This window comes from Microbacterium sp. NPDC091382, from assembly GCF_044757025.1.
Taxonomy (GTDB): domain Bacteria; phylum Actinomycetota; class Actinomycetes; order Actinomycetales; family Microbacteriaceae; genus Microbacterium.
Window position 1 is genome coordinate 473,413 of the sequence record NZ_JBIVUD010000003.1, and the last position, 18,371, is coordinate 491,783.

Sequence of the window (18,371 nt, forward strand, 5' to 3'; positions counted from 1 at the left end):
CGGCTTGTCTGGAATCACAGACACAGGATGCCACGACCGCCTCCCGTGCTCCCTCGCCGGGCGCTGGAATCGACCTATGCCCGCTCTCTCGACCGTCACCCTCGGCGACACCCCGCTCACCCCCGCCCAGGTCGTCGCCGTCGCCCGCCACGACGCGCACGTCGTGGTCTCGGACGCGGCGCTCACACGCACCGCCGAGACCAGGGCGCTCATCGAACGGCTGGCCGACGACCCCCAGCCGCACTACGGCATCTCGACCGGATTCGGCGCGCTCGCGACGACGTTCATCGCGCCCGATCGGCGCCGCCAGCTGCAGGCGAGCCTCATCCGTTCGCACGCGGCGGGCACCGGCCCCGAGGTCGAGCGCGAGGTGGTCCGGGCGCTGCACCTGCTGCGCCTGCAGACCCTCGCGACCGGACGCACCGGCGTCCGCCCGGTCGTCGTGGAGACCTACGCGGCGATGCTCAACGGGGGCATCACCCCGATCGTGCACGAGTACGGCTCGCTCGGCTGCTCGGGCGATCTCGCCCCGCTCTCGCACATCGCGCTCGCGGCCCTCGGCGAGGGTCCGGTCCGCACGGCGGACGGCACAAGGGTCGAGGCCGTCGAGGCGCTGGCGGCCGCCGGCATCCGTCCCCTCGTCCTCGAGGAGAAGGAGGGCCTCGCGCTCATCAACGGCACGGACGGGATGCTCGGGATGCTGTCGCTCGCCCTCGCCGACCTCGACACCCTCCTGGCGACGGCGGACCTGGCCGCCGCCATGTCGGTCGAGAGTCAGCTCGGAACCGACGCCGTCTTCGCCGCCGACCTGATGACGCTCCGTCCGCAATCGGGTCAAGCCGTGTCGGCCGCGAACCTCCGCCATGCGCTCGCGGATTCGCCGATCGTGGCGAGCCACCGCGACCCGGCGGTCTGCACCCGCGTACAGGATGCGTACTCGCTGCGGTGCTCGCCGCAGGTACACGGCGCCGCACGCGACACTCTCGACCACGCCCGGATGGTCGCCCAGCGCGAACTCGCATCGGCCGTCGACAACCCTGTCGTGACACCGGATGGTCGTGTCGAGTCGAACGGCAATTTCCACGGCGCCCCCGTCGCATATGTGCTCGACTTCCTCGCGATCGCGGTCGCCGACGTCGCCTCGATCTCCGAGCGCCGCACCGACCGGGCGCTCGATCGTGCGCGGAGCAACGGCCTGCCCCCGTTCCTGGCCGACGAGGTCGGCGTCGACAGCGGCCTCATGATCGCGCAGTACGCTGCGGCGGGCATCGTCTCCGAGCTCAAGCGCCTCGCGGTGCCGGCATCGGTCGACTCGATCCCGTCGTCGGCGATGCAGGAGGACCACGTCTCGATGGGCTGGGCCGCGGCCCGCAAGCTGCGCCGCGCGATCGACGGTCTCGCGCGCGTCCTCGCGATCGAGGTGGTGACGGGATGCCGCGCCCTCGACCTGCGCGCCCCGCTGCAGCCCGGGCCGGTCACCGGGTCCGTCCGCGACCTCGTCCGCACCGTCGTCGACGGGCCCGGGCCCGACCGCTTCGTCGCCCCCGATCTCGAGGCTGCGACGCAGCTCGTGGTCTCGGGCCAGGTCGCCCGCACCGCGTTCGGAGCCGCCGGCGAGCGGGTATCCGCCGTCGCGCGGACGAACGACACCCCATCCGTCCGCCCGAGCGCAGATCTCCGCGCGGACGCCGCATCGTTCGAAGGAGAACAGGCATGACCGACACGACCACGACCCGCACTGTCCGCGCCGACCGAGGCGCCCACAAGACCGCGAAGAGCTGGGGGGCCGAGGCGGCGAAGCGGATGCTGATGAACAACCTCGACCCCGAGGTCGCCGAGCACCCCGAGGACCTCGTCGTCTACGGCGGCACCGGCAAGGCCGCCCGCTCGTGGGAGGCGTTCGACGCGATCGTCCGCACCCTCGACGAGCTCGAGCCCGACGAGACGCTGCTCGTTCAGTCCGGCAAGCCGGTCGGCGTCTTCCGCACGCACGAGTGGGCGCCGCGCGTGCTCATCGCGAACTCGAACCTCGTCGGCGACTGGGCGACGTGGCCCGAGTTCCGGCGGCTCGAACACCTCGGCCTCACGATGTACGGGCAGATGACGGCCGGGTCCTGGATCTACATCGGCACGCAGGGCATCCTGCAGGGCACCTACGAGACCTTCGCCGCCGTCGCGCGCTCCCTCGGCCGCGACTCGCTCGCCGGCACGCTGACGCTCACCGGCGGCGCGGGCGGAATGGGCGGGGCTCAGCCGCTCGCGGTCACGATGAACGGCGGAGCGGTGCTCGTCGTCGACGTCGACGAGTCCCGTCTGCGCCGTCGCGTCGAGCACGGCTATCTCGACGAGCACACGGCCGACCTCGGCGCGGCGATCGAGCGGGCTCTCGCGGCGAAGTCCGCGGGAGAGGCGCGCTCGATCGGCGTCGTGGGGAACGCGGCCGACGTGTTCCCGGAACTCCTCCGCCGCGGCATCCCGATCGACGTCGTCACCGACCAGACGAGCGCGCACGACCCGCTCGCGTATCTGCCCTCGGGCGTCGCATTCGAGGACTGGAAGGTCGAGGCGGCCGCCGACCCCGAGGGCTTCACGCAGCGCTCGCGGGCGTCGATGGCGCGCCACGTCGAGGCGATGGTCGGCTTCCAGGATGCCGGGGCCGCGGTCTTCGACTACGGCAACTCGATCCGCCGCGAGGCCGAGCTCGGCGGGTACGACCGCGCCTTCGCCTTCCCGGGGTTCGTCCCGGCGTACATCCGTCCGTTGTTCGCAGAGGGCAAGGGCCCGTTCCGCTGGGTGGCGTTGTCGGGCGATCCCGAGGACATCGCGAAGACCGACCGCGCCGTCGCCGAGCTCTTCCCCGAGGACGCCGCGCTGCACCGATGGCTTGAGAAGGCCGCCGAGAAGGTGCACTTCGAGGGACTTCCCGCACGCATCTGCTGGCTCGGATACCAGGAGCGCCACCTCGCGGGGCTGAGGTTCAACGAGATGGTCGCGTCGGGAGAGCTGTCGGGCCCGATCGTCATCGGTCGCGACCACCTCGACGCCGGCTCGGTCGCGAGTCCGTACCGCGAGACCGAGGCGATGGCCGACGGCTCCGATGCGATCGCCGACTGGCCGCTGCTGAACGCGCTGCTCAACACGGCGTCGGGGGCGGCGTGGGTGTCGATCCACCACGGCGGCGGCGTCGGCATCGGTCGCTCGATCCACGCGGGCCAGGTCACCGTCGCCGACGGCACGCCGCTCGCCGCCGAGAAGCTCGCACGGGTGCTCGTCAACGACCCCGGCACGGGTGTCATGCGACACGTCGACGCCGGCTACGACCGCGCGAAGGACGTCGCGCGCGAGCGCGGCCTGACCGTCCCCATGCTGGACGCCTGATGGCGACCCTCTTCACCGGTATCGCCGAATTGACGACGAATGCGGATGCCGCGGCCCCGACCGCGACGATCGCCGACGCCGCCCTCCTCGTCCACGAGGGGCGTGTCGCGTGGTCGGGTGCCGCCGCTGACGCCGAGACTGCAGTGGGTGCCCGAGACAGCGGTCTGTTGCCGCAGTCTGGAGCTGTGGCTGCTGTCTCGCGGTCGGAGATCGAGGTCGTCGACCTCGGCGGGCGCGCCGTGATCCCGGGGTTCGTCGACAGCCACACGCACCTCGTGTTCTCGGGCGACCGGGGCGACGAGTTCGAGGCGCGGATGACGGGCACGCCGTACGCCGCGGGCGGCATCCGTCGTACCGTCGCGGCGACACGAGCGGCGAGCGACGACGAGCTGCGCGCGCGACTCGCGTCGCTCGTGGCGGAACTGCACGCGCAGGGGACGACGACGTTCGAGGTGAAGACGGGCTACGACCTCACCGTCGAGGGCGAAGCGCGCCTCGCCCGACTGGCGGCCGAGGTCACCGATGAGGTCACGTACCTCGGCGCGCACGTCGTTCCAGAGGGGGCTGACCGCGCCGCGTACGTCGACCTCGTCTGCGACCGGATGCTGACCGCCGTCCGCCCCCACGTCCGCTGGGTCGACGTGTTCTGCGAGCGGGGCGCGTTCACCGAGGCCGAGAGCGAGCGCATCCTCCGCGCCGGAGCGGCGGTCGGCCTCGGCGTCCGCGTGCACGGCAATCAGCTGGGCGAGGGGCCCGGCGTGCAGCTGGCGGTGCGGGTGGGCGCGGCATCCGTCGATCACTGCACCCACCTGACGGATGCCGACATCGCGGCGCTCGCGGGATCGGACACCGTCGCCACCCTGCTGCCGGGGGTCGAGTTCTCGACGCGCCAGCCGTACCCCGATGCGCGCCGACTGATCGACGCGGGGGTCACGGTGGCGCTCGCGAGCGATTGCAACCCGGGCTCGTCCTTCACGAGCTCGATGCCGCTCATGATCGCGCTCGCCGTGCGCGAGATGGGCATGACGGTCGGCGAGGCCGTCTGGGCGGCCACGGCCGGGGGAGCGCACGCCCTGCGCCGCGGCGACGTCGGCCACCTCGCCACCGGCGCTCGCGCAGATCTCGTGGTGCTCGACGCGCCGAGCCGGCGGCACCTCGCCTACCGGCCGGGCGTGCCGCTCGTCCACCGCGTCTACCGCGGCGGTGAGGTGCTCAGGCCTCGCTGACGTCCCGCGGAGTGTCGAGGTTCCAGCGCGCCGGCGGCGTGGCCGTAGCGACGTCCCAGTCGTCGGTGTCCCACACGAAGGTCGCGACGGCGCACGTCGGCATGGCGCCGATGCCTCCGTCGGAGAGCTGCTCGGCGAGCACCGTCATGCCGGGGTCGTGGGCGACGACGACGACGTCGGTGGCCCCGCTGCGCACAGCGGCGGCGAGCAGACGCGAACCCGGTGCTCCGTAGAGGCCCTCATCGGTCTCGACGGGGGCGCTGAGCGCATCGGCGAACGCCTGCGCCGTCGTGCGTGCGCGCACCGCCGTCGACGACAGGATGCGAGCGGGCCGTACGCCCGTCGCCGCGAGGCGCCGCGCCATGATCGGCGCGTCGCGGCGGCCGCGGTCGTTGAGGGGTCGCTCATGGTCGTCCTGCCCGGTGCCCCAGTCGCTTTTCGCGTGACGGACGAGGATGAGGGTGATCATGAGAGTGCCCTTCCGGCCAGCAATTCCAGGACGCACAGTGCGGCGAGTCTGACGGTGCGGCCGTCCGCGGCGTCCGCCGTCGCGTCGACCTCGACGATGTCGGCGCTCACGACCCGCCGGTCCCCGGCCGCGGCGCGGACGAGGGCGCGCAGCTCCCACGCCTCGAGTCCGCCGGGGACGGATGCCGGGCACCCCGGCGCGACGGAGCGGTCGCAGACGTCCACGTCGATGTCGAGGTGCACATCGCCCGACGCGCCCGCGATCGAGAGCGCCTGGATCATGACGTCCTCCGCGCCGCGGCGCCGGACCTCGTCGAGGGTGATGACCGTGATGCCGAGGTCCACCGCGCGCTGCGCATACGCGACGGAGTTGGCGAAGTCCGCGATGCCGATCTGCACGATCCGCCGCGGGTCGAGTCCCTCCTCGACGAGGCGGCGGACGGGGGAGCCGTTGGACACGCCGTCGCGGAGGTCGAAGTGCGCGTCGAGGGTGATGAGACCCGTGACACCCGCACCCTGGGCGGTCGCGTAGGTCACGGAGTTGTCGCCGCCGAGCGCGATCACGAGGTCCGCCTCGGCGCGCAGGGCGCGAACACGCTCGCGCACCCGGGCCTCGCCCTCGGGGCCGTCCGGATCGTCGACGTCACCGGCATCCGCGACCCGGAGGGCCGCGTTCAGGTCGATCGGGGGAGGCCCGAGCAGCATCGGGCTGAACCGGCGCAGCGCCTCGCGGACCGCTGCCGGCGTGGTGTGCGCACCGGTGGGCGAGAGCGAGGTGCGGAAGGCCGGCAGCCCGATGACGGCGGCATCCACTCGCCCCTCGGGTGCGGGCCAGTCCCCGGCGCGAGGCCACAGCGGGTCGACGGAGAGCGCCATGTCAGGGCAGCAGCAGGTGGGCGACGGTGAAGATCACGAGGCCCGCGAGGGCGCCGACGATCGTGCCGTTCAGGCGGATGTACTGCAGGTCGCGGCCGACCTGCAGTTCGATCTTCTGACTCGTCTCGTCGGCGTCCCAGCGCTCGACGGTGTCGGTGATGATCGACGCGATGTCGTGGCGGTAGCGATCGACGAGGAAGACGGCGGCGTCCGCGATGCGCTTGTCGACGCGCTCCTGCAGCGCCGTATCGGTGGCGAGACGGTCGCCCAGGTCGCCGAGGGCGGCGGTGACGCGGCGACGGAGCGGGCTCCCTTCGTCGGCGAGCGAGCGGAGCAGGCCCGCCTTCGCGGTGTTCCAGGCGTCGGCGGCGAGGGCGCGCACGCGCGGGCTGTCGAAGACGGCGCTCTTCGCGCCTTCGAGGCGACCGATGGTCTCGGGGTCGTGCTGCAGGTTGTCGGCGAGGCGCTCGAGGTACTGATCCAGTGCCTTCCGCGCCGGGTGCTCCGGGTCGCGCTGCACGGCCGCGACGAACTTCGTGGCCTCGTGGTAGACGGTGTCGTCGACGAGGCGCATCGCGACCGAGGGAACCCAGGACGGCAGGCGACGCGAGACGAGGCCGTCGAACGCCTCGCGGTTCGCGTCGAGCCAGCGGGCGATGCTGTCGACGCCCAGGTCCACGGCGCCGCGGTGGGCGTCGGCATCCACCACGCGCGACAGCCAGGTGCCGAGCGAGGGGCCCCACGACGGGGAGAGGAGGTGCTCGTGCGCGAGGTCGCTAATGAGGTCCTGCACCTCGTCGTCGCTGAGCGCGGTGAGGATGCCGGAGGCCATCGTCGAGGCCTCGGCCGCCACCGTCTTCGCGTGAGCGGGATCCTGCAGCCAGGCGCCCGCGGTGCGGGCGATGTGCGTGGATTCGAGCTTCTGGCGGACGACGCCGCCCTCGAGGAAGTTGGTCTCGACGAATTCGCCGAGGGTCCGTCCGATCTCGTCCTTGCGGCGCGGAATGATCGCCGTGTGCGGGATCGGGATGCCGAGCGGATGCCGGAACAGCGCCGTCACCGCGAACCAGTCCGCCAGGGCGCCGACCATGCCGCCCTCGGCCGCCGCGCGCACGTAGCCCCAGCCCGAGAGGTCCTTCTCGAGGACGAAGGCGACGACGAAGACGATCGCCATGAACAGCAGCGCGCCGAGCGCGACCGCCTTCATGGTGCGGAGCCCGCGATACCGCTGCTGGTCAGCGGTGCTCAGCGAGGCGTACGGGATGCGGGCCATTCGGCCATCCTGCCACGGCGCCTCTCACGAGCCGTGGCGGCTCACGGCTCGACCGGTCCGAGCCACGCGTTCGCGAGGGCGCTGTGCACCGACTCGGGGTCGGAGGGGTGGAAGAGGCCCGCGAGCACGTCGCGGTAGAGACGGCTCAACTCGTTCCGCGTGAAGAAGGACGAGCCGCCCGCGACGAGCATCGCCTCGTCGACGACCTGCTTCGCCGTCGTCGCGGCTCGGTGCTTGATGGCGGAGAGCTTGGGGAACCACATCGCGCCGTGGTCGGCGAGGTCGTCGACGTCGGCCGCGAGCGACTCGACCTGCACCGGGAGGGCATCGTACGCGAGCGCCATGTCGGCCACCCGCCAGCGGATGTCGGGGTCCTGGCTGTAGGTCCGACCCGTCTTCTTGGACGTGCGCGTCCGGGCGGTCTCGACGGCGAGGTCGAGGGCACGACGTGCGATGCCGGTGTAGACGGAGGCCAGCAGGATCTCGAAGGCGCTGAAGATCCCGAACACGAGCGGGTCGGGGCTCGACCCGACGGGCAGGCGGCGAACGATCCGGTCCACGGGAGCGACGGCACCGTGCAGCTCGGTCGTCCGGGACTGGGTGCCCCGCATCCCGAGGGTGTCCCAGTCGTCGCGGGTCACGACGGCGTCGCTGCGGGGAACGAACGCGAACACGAGCCGCGGATCCTCGGGGGCGGACGTGTCGAGGCCGTGGAGCCCCAGGTGCGTCCACACCGGCGCGAGCGAGGTGAAGATCTTGGTGCCCGTGAAGGCGTACGAGCCGTCGGGGCGGGGCGCGGCATCCGTATCGCTGCCGAAGAGGACGAGGTCGTTACCCGCCTCGCTGATGCCGAACGCGAAGACCTCGCCGCGAGCGGCGCCCTCCTGCGCGAACCGGAGCGCGTCGTCGCCGCGGTCGGCCATGATCTTGGCCACGCCCGTCCAGACGAGGTGCATGTTGATCGCGAGCGCCGTCGCGGGAGCGGCACCCGCAAGGCGCTGCTGCAGGATGGATGCCTCGCGGAGCCCGAGTCCCGCGCCGCCGAGTGCGTCCGGCACGAGGATCGCGAGGTAACCCGCGGCGCGGAGCTCGGCGAGGTCCTCGTCGGGGAAGCGGTTCTCGGCGTCGACCGCGGCGGCGCGTGAGCGGATGCGCTCGAGCAGATCGTCCGGCAGGTGGGCGGCAGGATCGAACGTCATGACGGGAGCCCCCACGCGGCGATCGCATCGAGCAGTGCCCGGGCCGAGGCATCCGGAGCATCGCGGTGCGGCGAGTGGCCGGTGCCGGGAACCACCGACATCGTGATCGCCGGGTTCTTCAGGACCTCGGCGGCGAGATCCCCCGTGAAGATCGAGTAAACCGCGGGGTCGCCGGCGATGACGTGCGTCGGGGCCGCGAGACGGGAGGCCGCCTCGCGCACATCCCACGGCGTGTTCTGGAGCCCGGTCTGCTCGACGGCGAAGCGGCTCGCCTGCGAGGCGGCGACCGCCTTCAGCTCGATGTCGAGGTCGAGCCACTCGGGGTGGGCGGCGCGGACCGCGGCTTCGGAGGTGTCGGCGAAGGCCTGCTCCTGGCTCGCCCGCACGGCGTCTCGGTCGGCGTCGGCGAGGTGGATCGCGGGGTCGACGAGGATCAGATGGCGGGTCCACGCGGGGGAGGAGGCGGCGGCGACCGTCGCCGCGGCGCCGCCGAGCGAGTGGCCGAGCACGAGATCCCATGGCCCGTGTCCAGTCGGCCGGGTGTGCTCGAGGTCAGCGGCATAGGCGCCGATCGTGTAGTCGAGGGTGCGCGGGGCGGTGCCGTGGCCGCGCAGGTCGACGGCGTCGACGTGCCAGCCGGCGTCGGCGAGGGCGACGGCGTAGCGCCACATGAGGGCGCCGCTCGAGCCGACGCCGTGGACGAGGAGCGCGTGGCGGTCGCTACGGGGATCCCCCCAGCTCAGCCGGGGGAGGGTGACGGGTGAGGGCATGCTCTCAGCCTAGGACGGGTCCCGGGCCGCCGAGGCGGGCCAGGATGGGGTGATGATCTCCACCGACCTGGCACGCGAGCTGCGCGCGAGCGGCCTGATCTGGCGTCCCCGTTCCGGCGACAGGTTCCAGCTCGACGAACCCGAGTTCGAAGCCGACGTCTACACCGTGAGCGAGATGACGGTCGAGGCCCGCAGCTACCCCACCGGGGACCTCCTCGCCTTCAACGGGACGACGGAGTGGGCGCTGGATTCCGTCGCGCTCGAGGATGCGCTGTGGCTGCCCTCGGAGGCGCAGCTGCGCGAGATGCTCCGCGGCACGTTCCGGTCGCTGCGGCGACTCCCCGACATCCACGAAGTGGAGATCGAAGTGGATGCCGCGCCTCACCGTTTCCGGCATCCGCAGCCTGCCGACGCTTACGCCCAGGCCGTCCTGTTCCTGCTCCGTCGCGCCGCCTGACCTGGCGGCTCAGGTGATGAGCGGGACCGGCTCCGTGTCGGGGATCGGGCTCGCGTCACGGCCGCGGAGGTCGGGGAAGCCCCGGACGAACACCGCGGCCACGAGCGCGCCGGCGACGGCGAACCCGGATGCCGCGATGAACGCGCCGACCGAGCCCACGCCGTCGATGAGGAAGCCGGCGACCGCGGAACCCGCCGCCGCGCCGATGAGCTGACCCGTGCCGATCCATCCGTAGGCCTCCGCCGTCTCGCTGAAGCGGACGCTGGCGCTCGTGATCGCGAACATGACCGCGAGGGCGGGTGCGATCCCGAGCCCGGCGACGAAGAGCGACGCGCCCATCCACCAGGCGTTGAGGCTGATGATCACGAGCGAGACGCCGACGGCGACGATCGCGAGGCGTCGGGCCATCGCCCAGCGGCCGATCGGGATGTGGCCGAAGCCGAGACCGCCGGCGAGGCTGCCGACGGCGAAGACGGCGAGCACGATGCCGGCCTCGAGCCCCTCGTGGCCGAACGAGGCGACGACGCCGGCCTCGACGGCCGCGCACGCGCCGATGAGCAGGAAGCCGGTCACGGTCGACAGCAGCACGACCGGCTTGGCGAGGACCCGCCCGAAACCGCGGCGGCTGCGCGGGATGCGGACGCGTCCGACCTCGGGCGAGGCGATGAACCACGTGCACCCGCCGATGAGGATGATCACGATCAGGAAGAGCGCGGGGACCGTGCCCACCTGCGTCGCGACGAGCGTGATGAGCACCGGCGCGAAGATCCAGATGATCTCCTGCAGGCTCGCGTCCAGCGAGAAGAGGGGGGTCAGCTGGCGCGACGTCACGATCTTCGGGTAGATCGTGCGGACGGCGGGCTGCACCGGGGGATTGGCGATACCGGCGACGAACCCGAAGACGATGAACCCCGGCATCCCGAACGGATTGATCGCGAGGGCGAGGACGGCGGCCGCGCAGACGGCTGCGGTGAGCGTGAGGACGCGGCGCATGCCCCAGATGCCCATCCACCGGCTGGTGACGGGGCCGGATATCGCCTGTCCGATGGAGAGTGCGGCGAGGACGACGCCGGCGTAGCCGTAGGACCCCGTCGACTGCTCGACGTGGAGGAGGACCGCGAGGCTCGTCATCCCGCTGGGGAAGCGGGCCGTCAGCTGTGCCGCGATGATGCGCGCGACACCCGGTGCGCGCAGGAGCTCCGAGTATCCCGCCACCCGACCAATCTACCGTCGTGGGCCGACATCCCGGATGTGGGGTGCCGGTCCTCCGACGACACGCCGACGACACGCCGGGGCATCGGATTCGACCGCGATCCGATGTCGGAGGTTCCTCCTATCGTCCGACCTGTGGACAACCCGTGGGGCGGTCCGTCGTTTCGGCCGGAATCCCGGCCTTTTCGACCCCGTTCGGAACTTCTCGGATTGGGGATGAATCGGTGGACAACCTGTGTTGTATCTGTGGAGAGATGCGGAAAAACTACACGGATGTAACTACTACCCCTTGTGGTGCTTCCTGGTGTCCGTACCCATATGTAGTATTGAGCTCCCGGCGGGGTCCTCCCCCTCGGAACCAGGCGAACGGGCGGATCACGCCCTGTCCTGCAATCGGATTTCACGAACGTAAAGCGGACCCGCAGCGGCGGGTTCCCATGGCAGAGAGAGGGTCGACAGATGGCGATCACCGTGTACACGAAGCCGTCCTGCGTGCAGTGCAACGCGACGTACCGCGCGCTGGACTCCAAGGGCATCGACTACGAGGTCCTCGACCTCTCCGAGGACCCTGCGGCCCTCGAGCACGTCAAGTCGCTCGGGTACCTCCAGGCTCCGGTCGTCGTCACCGACGAGGACCACTGGTCGGGCTTCCGTCCCGACAAGATCGACGAGCTCGCGTCTCGCCTGGTCTGATCGATGAGCGCGGCCGTCATGACGAACGCGCCGCTGCTCGTCTACTTCTCGAGCGTGTCGGGTAACACCGCGCGGTTCATCGAGAAGCTCGGGATGCCGGCTCGCCGCATCCCGCTTCACTCCTCCGAACCCGCTCTCCGCATCGAAGAGCCGTACGTCCTGGTCACCCCCACCTACGGGGGCGGCCAGGGTCGGGGAGAAGAGAAGGGCGCGGTCCCCAAACAGGTCATCCGCTTCCTCAACGACGAGGGTAACCGGAATCTGCTGCGCGGAGTCATCTCCGCGGGGAACAGCAACTTCGGCGAGGCGTTCTGCCTTGCGGGAGACATCATCAGCCGCAAGTGTCGTGTGCCGCACTTGTACCGGCTCGAAGTATTCGGCACGCCTGAGGACGTCGACCGCGTGAGCGACGGATTGGAAAACTGGTGGAAGCTGCAGTGACCGACATGGCCTTCAAGACCGAGGCTCGCTTCGAGGGCATGGACTACCACGCGCTCAACGCGATGCTGAACCTCTACGGCGAGGACGGGAAGATCCAGTTCGACGCCGACAAGCGTGCTGCGCGGGAGTACTTCCTGCAGCACGTCAACCAGAACACGGTCTTCTTCCACTCCCTGAAGGAGAAGCTCGACTACCTCGTCGAGAAGGAGTACTACGAGGGCGCCGTCATCGAGGCGTACCCGTTCGAGTTCATCCAGCAGATCCACGACCGCGCATACGCCGCGAAGTTCCGCTTCGACACCTTCCTGGGCGCGTTCAAGTACTACACGAGCTACACGCTGAAGACGTTCGACGGCAAGCGCTACCTCGAGCGCTTCGAGGACCGCGTCGTCATGACCGCCCTCGCGCTCGCCGCCGGCGACCAGGACCTCGCCACCAAGCTCGTCGACGAGATCCTCTCGGGCCGCTTCCAGCCCGCCACCCCGACCTTCCTCAACGCCGGCAAGGCGCAGCGCGGCGAGCTCGTCTCGTGCTTCCTCCTGCGGATCGAGGACAACATGGAGTCGATCGCGCGCGGCATCAACTCCGCCCTCCAGCTGTCCAAGCGCGGCGGCGGCGTCGCCCTGCTCCTCTCGAACATCCGCGAGGCGGGTGCCCCGATCAAGCAGATCGAGAACCAGTCGTCGGGCATCATCCCCGTCATGAAGCTCCTCGAAGACAGCTTCAGCTACGCGAACCAGCTCGGTGCGCGTCAGGGCGCCGGTGCCGTGTACCTCTCGGCCCACCACCCCGACATCATGAAGTTCCTCGACACCAAGCGCGAGAACGCGGACGAGAAGATCCGCATCAAGACGCTGTCGCTCGGTGTCGTCGTCCCCGACATCACGTTCGAGCTCGCGAAGAACGACGAGGACATGTACCTGTTCTCGCCGTACGACGTCGAGAAGGTCTACGGCGTGCCCTTCGGCGACATCTCCGTCACCGAGAAGTACCGCGAGATGGTCGACGACGCCCGGATCAAGAAGACGAAGATCAAGGCGCGCGAGTTCTTCCAGACCCTCGCCGAGATCCAGTTCGAGTCGGGCTACCCGTACATCATGTTCGAGGACACGGTGAACAAGGCCAACCCGATCAAGGGTCGGATCAACATGTCCAACCTGTGCTCGGAGATCCTGCAGGTCAACACACCGACGACGTTCAACGAGGACCTCTCGTATGACCAGATCGGCAAGGACATCTCCTGCAACCTCGGCTCGATGAACATCGCCCTGGCGATGGACGGCCGCAACCTCGCCGGCACGGTGGAGACCAGCATCCGCGCACTCAGCGCCGTCAGCGACCAGAGCCACATCCGTTCGGTCCGCTCCATCGAGGACGGCAACGACAAGTCGCACGCCATCGGCCTCGGCCAGATGAACCTGCACGGCTACCTCGCCCGCGAGCACGTCCATTACGGCTCGGAGGAGGGTGTCGACTTCACGAACATCTACTTCTACACCGTGCTGTTCCACGCGCTGCAGGCCTCGAACCGGATCGCCATCGAGCGCGGCCAGGTCTTCGACGGCTTCTGGGACTCGAAGTACGCCACCGGCGAGTTCTTCGACAAGTACACCGAGCAGGAGTGGACGCCGGCGACGACCCGCGTCGAGGAGCTCTTCGAGGGCATCCACATCCCGACGCAGGAGGACTGGCTGGAGCTGAAGGCATCCATCCAGAAGCACGGCATCTACAACCAGAACCTGCAGGCCGTCCCGCCGACCGGCTCGATCTCGTACATCAACAACTCGACGAGCTCGATCCACCCGATCGCGTCGAAGATCGAGATCCGCAAGGAAGGCAAGATCGGCCGCGTCTACTACCCGGCGCCGTTCATGACGAACGACAACCTCGAGTACTACGAAGACGCGTACGAGATCGGCTACGAGAAGGTCATCGACACCTACGCCGCCGCCACCCAGCACGTCGACCAGGGCCTGTCGCTGACGCTGTTCTTCAAGGACACCGCCACCACGCGCGACATCAACAAGGCGCAGATCTACGCCTGGCGCAAGGGCATCAAGACGATCTACTACATCCGCCTCCGTCAGATGGCGCTCGAGGGCACCGACATGACCGAGTGCGTCTCCTGCATGCTCTGACCGGCTGAGATTCGAGAGAGAAAAGACATGACCCCCGAACCCCTGAAGCTCCTCGGCTCGGTCCAGGCGATCAACTGGAACCGCATCCAGGACGACAAGGACCTCGAGGTGTGGAACCGCCTCGTCAACAACTTCTGGCTGCCCGAGAAGGTGCCGCTGTCCAACGACATCCAGTCGTGGGCGACGCTCACCCCCGAGGAGCAGCAGACGACGATGCGCGTGTTCACCGGTCTGACGCTCCTGGACACCATCCAGGGCACCGTCGGCGCCGTCTCGCTCATCCCCGATGCGATCACGCCGCACGAGGAGGCCGTCTACACGAACATCGCGTTCATGGAGTCGGTGCACGCGAAGAGCTACTCGTCGATCTTCTCGACGCTCGCCTCGACGCCCGAGATCGACGACGCGTTCCGCTGGTCGGTCGAGAACGAGAACCTTCAGAAGAAGGCCCGCATCGTCATGGACTACTACCGTGGCGACGAGCCCCTCAAGCGAAAGGTCGCCTCGACCCTGCTCGAGTCGTTCCTCTTCTACTCGGGGTTCTACCTGCCGCTGTACTGGTCGTCGAAGGCGAAGCTGACGAACACGGCCGACATCATCCGCCTCATCATCCGCGACGAGGCCGTGCACGGCTACTACATCGGCTACAAGTTCCAGCGCGGACTCGAGACCCTCGGCCAGGCCGAGCGCGACGAGCTCAAGGACTACACGTTCTCGCTGCTCTACGAGCTCTACGACAACGAGGTGCAGTACACGCAAGACCTGTACGACGGCATCGGCCAGACCGAGGACGTCAAGAAGTTCCTGCACTACAACGCCAACAAGGCGCTCATGAACCTCGGCTACGAGGCCATGTTCCCCGCAAGCGTCACCAATGTGAACCCGGCGATCTTGTCGGCGCTCTCGCCCAACGCGGACGAGAACCACGACTTCTTCAGCGGGTCGGGTTCGTCCTACGTCATCGGCAAGGCCGTCGCGACCGAGGACGACGACTGGGACTTCTGACGCACGTATTGGGCGTCAGCGAACATGAGCTTTCTCCAAGGCGACCTGATCTCTCGTCAGGTCACTTGATCCTCCTGAAGTAGTTGAGCCATGAGTTCATTGGAGCCACCCGCGAGAAAGCCTTCGAAAAGGGGCGCGCCCGTAGATCACACGGAGCGTTGGCCAACAAAGCCAGCCTCATCTGAAGATGCCGAAGTTGCACGACTGATTGTCGTGAATCTCCTCGCTGCTGGGCAGGGGCGGGGGATGCGGGGAATCGCGCGAGACGCAGGAATCCACGAGAAGACCCTTCGACAGATCATTGCGGGCGCGACCTACCCTGACGTTCGAACGGTGGCGAGGCTTGAGCGTGCTTTGCAGGTTCCGCTCTATCCGCGCTGGCCGACCCGCCACCAAGAGCCAATATTGGGAAGGCCTGAAGGCGATGGAGCAAACGATGAAGACTAGAAGCTTGACCTTGGTACTTGAGGTGAAGCTCGAGGAGTTCTCCCCATTTGAGCCTCACTGTAGGGCCGTATGGGAACTTGCCAGAATTGAGAATGATGAGGTACTCGACGAGGTTTCAACGAAAGAAACGGTTGAGCTCCTTCACTTCGATGACCGCGAACTGCATGTGTCTATGGAAGGCGATGAGCGAGTGATCGACGAAGTCTTCCGCGAGACACGAGAATATGAAAGCGAGTTCGCAGTTTGGTTTCTGCGCAGCGGGCCGTGGGAGGTCGATTCTCGAGCGGTCGTTCACAACCTCGAGCGGATGCTGGACGAAGTTCGCCACTTCGTAGAGAACCCTGAGGATTACGGAGTCGGCATCGACGAAGGATAGGGATCCGCATCAGCGACGATCAGCGTGAGGTCCTCAGATGCGCGGCCATCCTCCATCAAGAGGGCCTCGGCGACGCATCTCATCCCGCTGTTCTAGAGGGCGCCGTCCGAGGACGGTCACTCCGCGCTTTCGGTACCGATCTCGGCCAGAACGCATCACCGGCGGCGCGGATGCGCGGCTGTTCGCAGATCCAATAGGCTGGGCGCGTCTTTCTCAACTGCCCCGTTGCGATTCGATCCACTCCGCCTTGACGGTCAGCGCCCGGACGGAGTACTGAACGTACCGGAGGTACGCATGGGGACCCTCGTCTACGAAAAGACCACCATCTTCGAGTTCGACGCTCGAGCGCTGACTCATCTGGAAGCCGTGATCCGAGCGAAGCTGGGTCGCGATGAACCGTTCATGATGACCGTGCCCACTCGGCCGGTCGACGGGAGCGGGCGCACTTCCGTCTGGGTGAACCGGGACACCGCTCTGGTCTTCAAGTTCCGGGGCCCACGGGTGCCTCTCAACCACGACTGGTTCCGCGCGCTGCTCGCGGCGGCGAATTCGCCCGCCGGGCTGAGCGTCGTACCGGAGCCGATCGCAGCAGTTGACCGAGCGTAGGGCTTAACGAACCGCTCTTGCCTGGCTCAACGAATTGGAAGGCGATTGTTGTGACTCGCTTCGAGGCGCGCGCGACCCCGTGGTTCTAAGGTGAAGCCGTGGGAGACGATCGGTACGTGTATCGAGGATGGTCGCAGCCTCATGACGGCGGGTCACGTCACCTGATCCCCGGCCGCGACGGCTATTCAGTATGGCCAACTCTGAAGTTAGGTCGCGCTGGTCAACTTCAGGACCAGCTGCACGGGAGCGTCACGCTTTTCGTGAGGAGCACCCCTTTCCCCTGGGACGGACAAGTCTCTGACGACGGCCTTTCCGTGTCCTTCAGGGCGAATTATCACCAGGCACCGATACACGAATGGAGTCTCCTTTTCGGGGACATCATTCACAACTACCGATCCGCCTTAGATGCATTAGCTTGGTCTCTTGCGCATCTGGATGGCCGAACCCCGAAGAACCCGACCCGGGTCTACTTTCCGTTCGCCAGGACGAGAACGCAATGGCGCAAGGCCGCAAGTGGAGCACTCGCTAGCGTCCCAGCGGACATGCTCCCGAGACTCGCTGCCACTCAGCCTTTCAACCGAGGCGACACCGACGGCGCGATAGGTGTCGTCCTTCATGATCTCGATATCGAGGACAAGCATCGCGAGGCCCTGCAGCTCACGTTCAAGCCAAACGTAGAGGAGGGGTGGGGGCTGATGAACGCGTTTGCTGAAGACGTCCCCGACGGCATTGACCCCATGGGCGAAATAGAATGGACCACTGATGAGACAGCTCTCGGCCATGGGGAGGTCTTCGCGACATGGCGGCCCGCAGTACCAGTCTCTTACGCGGCCATAACCGATCTGTCGGTGGCTCTCTGTTGCAGAACTCCTGACGGGCAGCTCGTACCTATCAGCCGGATACTCATGTTGATCGACATGTACGTGCAGGGGACGTTCATCGCGGTTGAGAACGGTACGGACTCGGTGGCGTGGAATGAGTTTGTAGACAAAGTGTCCGAGCGGGGCACCGACATTTTTGGACCTGAGCCCGGACCGGAAGAACGTGGCTGAGCCCAGGTGCCGTTCGCGCTCCGCCCGACTCAAGCATCTTGCTGCTCGTCGACGGCGCCGACCCACACCCAGCACCGGTGCTCGTGGCCGTCGACGACGAAGGTGATGCCGACGGCTGAAGGTGTCCACCGCGCGGCGACAGCGTCTACGCGGACGGGCGTCTCACCGAACCGGACCCACGCCTTCACCTTCCGGAGGTTCTTCGGGTCAATCGTAAGCGTGACCTCATGGAGCCGGAGCTCGTCGGGGGTGAGCGACTGCAGGGGCGCGTCGCGCGCGATGCCCTGCAGGATGCGAGCGTCCATACGCGCGTTGATCGCGGTAGCGTAGCGTCGGTTCGTTCCCAATGCCGGTGATCCTTCCTCCGACCGAGAGCATCTCATCGAGCGCCGACACAGGGTGTTGCACATGGCGCCCCAGGCGGCTCGTTGAGACCGGCGAGCAACAAGATCGCGCTGGGATCGACACCGCCATCTGCCCGCCATGGGTTTGCCAGCTGCTCCCCGATCCCTAAGCGTGCATTCGGGTTGGAGACCCCAAGCCCGAGGCCACGTGGACTTGGGCGGCACCTGCGTGGGTGGATCAGGGTCCTGTGGCTGAGCCGGCGTTGCGCTGAACGTTCTCGGCAGCTCGTTGGGCATTCGATGTCGAGGCGAAATGCTCCCCGGAGGCTGCGACCCGATCGCTACCTCGCCATGCCCGCCACCTAGGCTTACCGCCATCGTCTGTGTAGACCTCAAAGCGTGCGGTGGCC

Annotated in this window: 19 protein-coding genes; 12 read left to right on the forward strand and 7 right to left on the reverse strand. The window is 68.2% G+C overall.

Annotated features, from left to right (window positions below; all coding sequences use genetic code 11):
- Positions 1 to 76 precede the first annotated feature (76 nt).
- From hutH to hutI, 3 genes are read left to right on the forward strand one after another with little or no spacing between them, the layout of a single operon-like run.
- Positions 77 to 1,717, forward strand: a complete 1,641-nt coding sequence (gene hutH, locus ACIQLK_RS13825; protein ID WP_400365472.1) for a histidine ammonia-lyase — start codon at positions 77 to 79, stop codon at positions 1,715 to 1,717.
- Positions 1,714 to 3,378 carry a urocanate hydratase gene (hutU, locus tag ACIQLK_RS13830; protein WP_400365473.1) on the forward strand — a complete coding sequence of 555 codons (1,665 nt, stop codon included), beginning with the start codon at positions 1,714 to 1,716 and terminating at the stop codon, positions 3,376 to 3,378. Before hutH ends, hutU begins: the two co-directional genes overlap by 4 nt.
- Complete coding sequence (hutI, locus tag ACIQLK_RS13835; protein WP_400365475.1) at positions 3,378 to 4,604, forward strand: imidazolonepropionase; 1,227 nt, start codon at positions 3,378 to 3,380, stop codon at positions 4,602 to 4,604. The genes hutU and hutI overlap by 1 nt, the downstream gene beginning before the upstream one ends.
- Here hutI and ACIQLK_RS13840 read toward each other — a convergent pair.
- Genes ACIQLK_RS13840 through ACIQLK_RS13860 form a run of 5 tightly spaced genes read right to left on the reverse strand, consistent with a single transcriptional unit; the run spans position 4,591 to position 9,190 of the window.
- The gene (locus ACIQLK_RS13840; RefSeq protein ID WP_400365476.1) at positions 4,591 to 5,073 is read right to left on the reverse strand and encodes a SixA phosphatase family protein; all 483 of its coding nucleotides are present in this window, start codon (positions 5,071 to 5,073) and stop codon (positions 4,591 to 4,593) included. The genes hutI and ACIQLK_RS13840 overlap by 14 nt on opposite strands.
- Positions 5,070 to 5,948, reverse strand: coding sequence for an agmatinase family protein (locus tag ACIQLK_RS13845; RefSeq protein WP_400365478.1), 879 nt, complete (start codon positions 5,946 to 5,948; stop codon positions 5,070 to 5,072). Before ACIQLK_RS13845 ends, ACIQLK_RS13840 begins: the two co-directional genes overlap by 4 nt.
- A 1-nt stretch (position 5,949) precedes the next feature.
- Positions 5,950 to 7,221, reverse strand: coding sequence for a DUF445 domain-containing protein (locus ACIQLK_RS13850; protein WP_400365480.1), 1,272 nt, complete (start codon positions 7,219 to 7,221; stop codon positions 5,950 to 5,952).
- A gap of 41 nt (positions 7,222 to 7,262) precedes the next feature.
- Positions 7,263 to 8,420: an acyl-CoA dehydrogenase family protein gene (locus ACIQLK_RS13855; protein WP_400365482.1), complete on the reverse strand. Its 1,158-nt coding sequence runs from the start codon at positions 8,418 to 8,420 to the stop codon at positions 7,263 to 7,265.
- Entirely contained in the window at positions 8,417 to 9,190 is a 774-nt protein-coding gene (locus tag ACIQLK_RS13860) for an alpha/beta fold hydrolase (RefSeq protein ID WP_400365483.1), read from the reverse strand. The genes ACIQLK_RS13855 and ACIQLK_RS13860 overlap by 4 nt, the downstream gene beginning before the upstream one ends.
- Before the next feature lie 52 nt (positions 9,191 to 9,242).
- Between ACIQLK_RS13860 and ACIQLK_RS13865 the strand changes: the two genes are divergently transcribed.
- Positions 9,243 to 9,647 carry a pilus assembly protein CpaE gene (locus ACIQLK_RS13865; protein WP_400365485.1) on the forward strand — a complete coding sequence of 135 codons (405 nt, stop codon included), beginning with the start codon at positions 9,243 to 9,245 and terminating at the stop codon, positions 9,645 to 9,647.
- A 9-nt stretch (positions 9,648 to 9,656) separates the two neighbouring features.
- Here ACIQLK_RS13865 and ACIQLK_RS13870 read toward each other — a convergent pair whose 3' ends face one another.
- Positions 9,657 to 10,862, reverse strand: coding sequence for an MFS transporter (locus ACIQLK_RS13870; RefSeq protein WP_400365487.1), 1,206 nt, complete (start codon positions 10,860 to 10,862; stop codon positions 9,657 to 9,659).
- A gap of 456 nt (positions 10,863 to 11,318) precedes the next feature.
- Here ACIQLK_RS13870 and nrdH point away from each other — a divergent pair, with 456 nt between their 5' ends.
- The 8 genes from nrdH to ACIQLK_RS13910 all read left to right on the forward strand — a co-directional run bounded on the left by nrdH (position 11,319) and on the right by ACIQLK_RS13910 (position 17,617).
- Complete coding sequence (gene nrdH / locus ACIQLK_RS13875) at positions 11,319 to 11,552, forward strand: glutaredoxin-like protein NrdH (RefSeq protein WP_018188439.1); 234 nt, start codon at positions 11,319 to 11,321, stop codon at positions 11,550 to 11,552.
- A 3-nt stretch (positions 11,553 to 11,555) separates the two neighbouring features.
- Positions 11,556 to 11,993, forward strand: coding sequence for a class Ib ribonucleoside-diphosphate reductase assembly flavoprotein NrdI (nrdI, locus tag ACIQLK_RS13880; protein WP_400365489.1), 438 nt, complete (start codon positions 11,556 to 11,558; stop codon positions 11,991 to 11,993).
- Positions 11,994 to 11,998: 5 nt separating this feature from the next.
- Positions 11,999 to 14,131 carry a class 1b ribonucleoside-diphosphate reductase subunit alpha gene (gene nrdE, locus ACIQLK_RS13885; protein WP_400365598.1) on the forward strand — a complete coding sequence of 711 codons (2,133 nt, stop codon included), beginning with the start codon at positions 11,999 to 12,001 and terminating at the stop codon, positions 14,129 to 14,131.
- A gap of 27 nt (positions 14,132 to 14,158) precedes the next feature.
- Positions 14,159 to 15,136 carry a class 1b ribonucleoside-diphosphate reductase subunit beta gene (gene nrdF, locus ACIQLK_RS13890; RefSeq protein ID WP_091354938.1) on the forward strand — a complete coding sequence of 326 codons (978 nt, stop codon included), beginning with the start codon at positions 14,159 to 14,161 and terminating at the stop codon, positions 15,134 to 15,136.
- Between the two features lie 246 nt (positions 15,137 to 15,382).
- Positions 15,383 to 15,583, forward strand: coding sequence for a helix-turn-helix domain-containing protein (locus ACIQLK_RS13895; RefSeq protein WP_400365600.1), 201 nt, complete (start codon positions 15,383 to 15,385; stop codon positions 15,581 to 15,583).
- Between the two features lie 4 nt (positions 15,584 to 15,587).
- On the forward strand, positions 15,588 to 15,959 hold the full coding sequence (locus ACIQLK_RS13900; protein WP_400365491.1) for a hypothetical protein: 372 nt from the start codon (positions 15,588 to 15,590) through the stop codon (positions 15,957 to 15,959).
- A gap of 294 nt (positions 15,960 to 16,253) precedes the next feature.
- Positions 16,254 to 16,565: a hypothetical protein gene (locus tag ACIQLK_RS13905; protein ID WP_400365493.1), complete on the forward strand. Its 312-nt coding sequence runs from the start codon at positions 16,254 to 16,256 to the stop codon at positions 16,563 to 16,565.
- A gap of 542 nt (positions 16,566 to 17,107) precedes the next feature.
- Complete coding sequence (locus tag ACIQLK_RS13910) at positions 17,108 to 17,617, forward strand: hypothetical protein (protein WP_400365495.1); 510 nt, start codon at positions 17,108 to 17,110, stop codon at positions 17,615 to 17,617.
- Positions 17,618 to 17,646: 29 nt separating this feature from the next.
- Here the strand turns inward: ACIQLK_RS13910 and ACIQLK_RS13915 are convergent, their stop codons facing one another.
- A complete protein-coding gene (locus ACIQLK_RS13915) occupies positions 17,647 to 17,922 on the reverse strand; it encodes a hypothetical protein (protein WP_400365497.1) in 276 nt (91 codons plus the stop codon).
- Between the last annotated feature and the right edge of the window lie 449 nt (positions 17,923 to 18,371).